This is a genomic window from Endozoicomonas sp. SESOKO3 (genome assembly GCF_024606255.1).
In genome coordinates this window covers 1-6,061 of the sequence record NZ_JAHHPR010000386.1, presented here as the reverse complement: position 1 = coordinate 6,061, position 6,061 = coordinate 1, and the positions used below count along the sequence as shown (strand labels likewise).

General features: G+C 45.9%; 6 protein-coding genes. 2 read left to right on the top strand and 4 right to left on the bottom strand.

Annotated elements, in window-relative coordinates; all coding sequences use genetic code 11:
* Window positions 1-20 precede the first annotated feature (20 nt).
* Together KDK18_RS06730 and KDK18_RS06725 are read right to left on the bottom strand one after the other, a co-directional pair.
* The gene (locus KDK18_RS06730) at window positions 21-485 is read right to left on the bottom strand and encodes a hypothetical protein (protein ID WP_257254106.1); all 465 of its coding nucleotides are present in this window, start codon (window positions 483-485) and stop codon (window positions 21-23) included.
* A gap of 224 nt (window positions 486-709) precedes the next feature.
* Window positions 710-1,060, bottom strand: a complete 351-nt coding sequence (locus KDK18_RS06725; protein WP_257254105.1) for a hypothetical protein — start codon at window positions 1,058-1,060, stop codon at window positions 710-712.
* 241 nt (window positions 1,061-1,301) lie between these two features.
* On the opposite strand from KDK18_RS06725, the gene KDK18_RS06720 reads away from it, so the two are divergent.
* Together KDK18_RS06720 and KDK18_RS06715 are read left to right on the top strand one after the other, a co-directional pair.
* Window positions 1,302-2,960: a hypothetical protein gene (locus KDK18_RS06720; protein ID WP_257254103.1), complete on the top strand. Its 1,659-nt coding sequence runs from the start codon at window positions 1,302-1,304 to the stop codon at window positions 2,958-2,960.
* Between the two features lie 34 nt (window positions 2,961-2,994).
* A complete protein-coding gene (locus tag KDK18_RS06715; RefSeq protein WP_257254102.1) occupies window positions 2,995-4,608 on the top strand; it encodes a hypothetical protein in 1,614 nt (537 codons plus the stop codon).
* A 37-nt stretch (window positions 4,609-4,645) separates the two neighbouring features.
* Here the strand turns inward: KDK18_RS06715 and KDK18_RS06710 are convergent, their stop codons facing one another.
* The gene (locus tag KDK18_RS06710) at window positions 4,646-5,266 is read right to left on the bottom strand and encodes an isochorismatase family protein (RefSeq protein WP_257254101.1); all 621 of its coding nucleotides are present in this window, start codon (window positions 5,264-5,266) and stop codon (window positions 4,646-4,648) included.
* 30 nt (window positions 5,267-5,296) lie between these two features.
* Window positions 5,297-5,977: a pirin family protein gene (locus tag KDK18_RS06705; protein ID WP_257254100.1), complete on the bottom strand. Its 681-nt coding sequence runs from the start codon at window positions 5,975-5,977 to the stop codon at window positions 5,297-5,299.
* Window positions 5,978-6,061: the final 84 nt, after the last annotated feature.

Here is a 6,061-nt window from a genome sequence, read left to right as displayed (position 1 = left end):
GCGAGCTATCCATCCCCGAACTAGAAGTACGGGGCTTTCCGCTCAATTTGGTAAAAGAGCGGTGTGTCATCGGGCAGTGTTTCCAGCTCACAAGGTTTACCGTTAATAGTGACGTTTGTTTGCAGACGGATATGTCTTTGCATCTCATCAAGTTCTGCGATTGACAGCAGCCTCTGTTCTGCTGCATCCAGCAGATTCTCCGGCAACAGGGAGACCTCCGGTTGCGGTGTGGTCACTGTAATCAGATTTCGTAATGAATGACAATGATGCCCAATGTAATCACTCAGTGGCTTCTTTTGTTTTATTAATGCATCGTCGCTTGCCGCAACCATTGGAGCGGCTGGAACTGCTTGCCAGACAGGCGTATCCTTTTTCTGATGATCCGGCTGTTTGCCCGGATACGAATGATTTGAGTCTGATTGAACTGCATGTGTTACTGCAGTTTTATTTTGGTGGCAGCTACTTTGCCCAATGGGACTATCCATTTTATATATGCCCGAGTTAAAGTCAGCAGTGATTGAAAAGTTTAATTACTTAATCCACTGATACTAATTAATAGCCAGCATCTTAATAGCCAGCGCCTGAATTTTTTAATGATCCTGGGGTCAAAAAAATTACACAACCTTAACTATGACAAGGATGTTTTTATAAAGTTCACTGAAAAAAACTTTCATGCGTACAATACCGCTACAACCCATAAGCCTTTGCGTTAATGGAAGTACCCGTTTACAGCAAAGACACTGAAAATCGTGGTAATGAGGCCGCCAAAGGTAATCCAGTATTGCCGGTGCATGGAGTCCATTTCAGCGCGAACTGTGGCCACATCGTTACGAACATCTGTTATTTCTGCACGCAAGTCTGTGAATCCTTTGTGCATATCAATTCTCAGTTCGTGGTAACGTTCATCGGTGCGTGCTTGGATTTGCAGCATAGCTTCTTGCAAGACGAGTATATCTTTTTTACTGGCATTGTATTCAGGGTCAAGGGAAGCACTGACCCTGCTGGCCAGCTCTTCATCGATACCAATGCGCTTTAGCTCTGAGAATAACGACTTTTCCATAACCACCCCGGCAAAAACTGAATCACAGCGTAGATCAGGGATGACGTTTCGACCACCCGGAAGGAATAGACCAAAAAGCCAATGTTCTGACAGGCCAAAGATGCCGAACAAAAAAAAGCTCACGACTCTTTTGCAGTAGCGGGTTTTTTTTTACCCGCTGCAACCGTTTGTTTTTGAAAAAAACACGCTTATTTTTTTGCTCTATCACCTTCTTAGTCTAACTTTCCTCTCAAGAAAATGAATGCCTGAGCACTACGAGCAACAAACTATTAACGTATCCATGTGGGATCTAATGAAGAAATCATTCTCTGCGGTACTGCTTTTAATGCTTTCGTGGCTGTCTGCCGTTTGCCAAGCCGAATCATTGACGGGCGACTCGTCATACCTTGCCGACACAAACGGCTATGCAGAGTCAACTTTTCCTCCTCATGACAACCCATTTAATCTTGGCGGTTACGGGGTAAAAACCTCCTTTTTTGAGTCGATCCCGTGGCCATTGATTCACGCCGCTCACTTTCTGGTTGCTTACGAAAGGGTTGTGACCACCAATGACGCCGCTCTGAACACCAAAGCCTATTCATGGATACCTGTGGAAGCATTTTTCGCTGTTGGCTGGCTTTTGGAAAGATATTGGAACGACGATTCGCTGCAGCTCAACCCAATGGATCAATCGGAGTCAAGTCAGGATCACCCATTTGAGATCACCACTATGATGCTCCCCGGGCAGGGGCAACAACAAAATGGCCAACAACAAAGTGGCCAACAAAACCCGCCATCAGCATCATCCGGCCAGCAGGCCTCTGGATCAACCACGCAACTCAAAGGCTCTTCTTTCAGGTTTATGCTCTCCGGCTCTGGCGACGACGGTAACCAGGGCCCTGAACAACAACAGCATACATACGGTTTAAATTGTCACGTCGATTCCTGTAATGGCGTTTGTAAACTCCAGCGCCCATCCGGTAGTAGCGATTTAGCTGAAGGGGGCCAGCAAGACGCTCCTTCCCATGCTCGAAGAGAGATTGAACCTTGGTTAGCTCGTCTGTTGTTCGGTAACATAGGTAGTGACCCGTCCCGAAATCCTCATTTACCCAGCCTTGAAGAGTGTCTTATTAGAATTGCTCATCAAGAAACCGGGGCGTTATCAGATTTTGAAGAATTTGATCCTTCAAGTGTTGACGAAAAAACATTATCCAGACTTTCATCTGAATTTTTCGTTCGTCCAATTTTAAATTTTCTGAATTACAGAATCCTCATGAATAAACACGACACTAGCGACGAGTACGTACATCTTGCTGCTGCAATGTGCCATGCCCTGGAGAATGAATATGAATGTATTGTTGACTGTTGTGCCAATTGTGCCCATAACTTCGAATTAGGCTTCAGCCACCCGCTTAGCCGTATGGCCGAGTTGTTAACAAAACCTGATTCACGTCACTTGAACTTGCATCAGTTCAGAGTAGATGTCATCGAAGGCTTGAATACAGATCGCCAGACGCTTGTAGAGAAGATTGCCCGTCGAGAGTCAGAGCGTGTAAACACTGTTCTTCAACAAGGCTCATCCATAGAAGACAAGTATGAGCCGGTTGGTAATTTTGTATTAATTTTCTTTGCCCTTTCCGCCAACAAACGAGAAGAAGCAGGTGATTTTTTCAGGAAGGTTTGTTTTACAGATGCAGACGGCAACAGCATACCCCGTAATCCTCCCCCAGAATACAGCACAGAGTTCACAACTGAACCCACAGATACTTATAAATATGTTTATTCTTCAGTAAGGAATATAAAAGATACTACTCATTTACAAAGACTCGTTAATCAACTTGCAGACTATTTAGTTCCAGATAAGGGCGCTGCCTCAACAAGTTGTGGAAATAAGCCCAACCGGAAAACCGCTGGTGAATGATAAAGGTCTCCAGGAGACTATCAAAGGTGATCTAATGCAAAACTCGTTCACTATGGCGCTGCTGATACTGTTTTCATGGTTCTCTGTCGTCTGTCAGGCCGAATCATTGAAGGGACATTTGGTTGTCGGGTTTCAACAGGATGGAAGCTTTTCAAAAGAGAGCTTTTCTATAAAGCCAGACCAACATACATTGGGTAACCCTTTATACCTTGCCGACACAAACGGCTATGCAGAGTCAACTTTTCTGCCAGATGACAACCCACCCGGACCTGGCGGTTACGGGGCAAAAAACTCCTTTTTTGAGTCAATCTCCTGGCCATTGATTTACGCCACTCATTTTCTGGTGGCTAACGAACTGATTATGACCACCAGTGACGCCGCTCTGAACGCAAAACCCTATTCAAGAATACCATTAGAAGTGTTTGTCACCCTTGGCTGGCTATTGGAAAGATATTGGAACAACGATTTGCCGCAGTTCAAGCCGATGGATCAACCGGAGTCAAGTCAGGATCACCCATTTGCAATCATCACTATGATGCTCCCCGGGCAGGGTCAACAACAAAGTGGCCAACAAAATAGTGGCCAACAAAACCCGCCATCAGCATCATCCGGTCGGCAGGCCTCTGCATCAAACAACCTACTTAGAGGCTGTTTTTTCAGATTTACGTTTTCCGGCTCTGGCGGCGGTAACCAGGGCCCTGAACAACAACAGCACACTTACGGCTTCAATTGTTACGTCGGTTCCTGCCGTGGCGTTTGTAAAGTCCAACCGCCATCCGGTAGTAGCGAGTTGGCTGGAGGGGGCCAGCAAAACGCTCCTTCCCATACTCAAAGAGAGATTGAACATCCGATACCTCGTCCGTTGCTCGGTCATGGAGGTGATGACCCGTCCCGGAATACTCATCAACCCAACCTTGATCTTTCAGAGGACGACGAAGAAATACCTTTCAAAGTTTTGGATAAGTTTTTTGTTAATCCAATACTACATGTGTTGAATTGCATGAGGCTCGTGGATAAACAAGAAATTGGCGACGTGTATGTCCATCTTGCTGCTGCGATGTGCAATGCCCTGGGGGAAGACTATGAATATATTGTTGATTATTGTGCCAGTTGTACCCATACCTTCCGCTTTGGCTTCACCCACTCCCTTGCCCGTATAGCCAGGATGTCAAGAACATTTCACGCACGTAGAAGCTTTAACTTGCAACAGTTCACAAGAAATGTCATCGAAGGTTTGTATACAAATCGAGAGGCTCTTGTAGAAAAGATTGCCCGTCGAGAGATAGAGCGTATAAACATTATTCTTCAACAAGGCTCATCCCTGGAAGACAAGTATGAGGCGGTTGGTAATTTTGCATTAATTTTCTTTGCCCTTTCCGCCAACAAACGAGATGAAACAATTGATCTTTTCCGGGAGGCTTGTTTTAAAGATGCAGATGGCAACTGGATAACTCGGGATAATGAACCCACAGAACCCTCTGTATATTTCACAACTGAACCCACAGAAACTTATAAATCTGTTTATTCTTCGATAAGGAATATAAAAGATATTACTCATTTACAAAGACTGGTAAACCAGCTTAAAAACTATTTAATTCCGGATAAGGACACTACTTCAACAAGTTGTGAAAATAGCGCCACCCAATGACCATTGGGTGGCGAACTGCTGCGTTCGCCACTCATTATTAACCCCTGGCGAAATAACTGTTCATCACATAGCCATACTTGGTCGTATGCTCAGCCAACACCTTCCCCAATGCTTCACCGTATTCACTGCGCCAGTCGTTCATCAGCTCTGCCAGAACCGAAGCCCAGGTCGTCACTTTGACACCCGCCTGAGTCAAACGCTGTATTGTGACTTCCTGAACCGTTTTATTCCAGGTGCCCGAGGCATCGACCACAGCGTACACATCGTAGCCTTCTTCGACGGCGGACAAGGCCGGAAACAGTAAACATACGTCGGTTACAACACCCGCCATGATGATTTTTTTACGGCCTATTTTCTCAATCGCTTGCTTAAACGTCAGGCTATCCCAGGCATTGATCTGCCCTTCACGTTCAATCACTTCCCCACCCAGTACGTCGGTAATTTCAGGCATCACCGGACCATTTGGCCCCTCGGGTAAGCTGGCGGTCACCACCGATGGCAAGCCAATGGCTTTTGCCGTTCTGGTCAGACCGACAATGTTGTTTTTCAGCACGGTCGGGTGTTCATCACCCAGTCCAACCATCAGCCCTGTCTGGTGGTCAATCATTGCCAATACAGCGTTGTCTGGCGTTAAAAATTCAGAGTATTTTTTGGTCATGATCACGTCCTTATTATTATGTCTTTTTGATTAGAAAGATTCGGTAAAAATTAAGATCAGCTGGCTGTCCTGATGGGCGACAAAGTTCAATTCAGTCGTTCTCACCAAAGTGCCGGCCTGGATGGTTTCGTCATTGATGCTTGCCTCTCCGGTACTGAGGTAAGCCATAACTTCGCCACTATGCTGTGTCTGATACTCCTCTGTAGCCTGAACCATTTCGATCACGGTGTGGCTATCAAACGTTTTCGTCTGTTTTTTGCTTCCTCCATAAATACGTGTCCTGACGTTGGCTTCGGGGGTATAAGCTTTGTAGCCCGCCGGCTCACCTTCTGTTTCTGGCAAAACCCAGAGTTGAATCAATTGATTGGCCGTTCCATCCGGATTCACTTCGTTGTGTGTGAATCCTTCTCCACCCGCTCGTTGTGCCTGCGCCTCTCCAGTGATCAGGCCTCTTCCATGTTCCAGAGATCCACCATGACTCACGCGACCTTTTGCCATGACACTGATGACGTCGATCTCATGATGCGGGTGCATACCTGTCTCACCATGAGGCAAGAACCTGGCATCAGCAAGATAAACGAAGTTGCCAATACCATTCGCTGTCTCAGGGCGCTTGCGAGCACCAAATACCCGATAATCGGTAACGACCTGTTTTTCTTCCAGTCCGGCGAAACCACCCTGTGGCAGTTGGTCTAATGTCAAAATTTCCATCGCTCAATCCTTGATTGTTTCGTTAAGTGATGAAGCTAGATTAGTTTGTTATCTAAAATTGATATATATTCATTCATACACAAC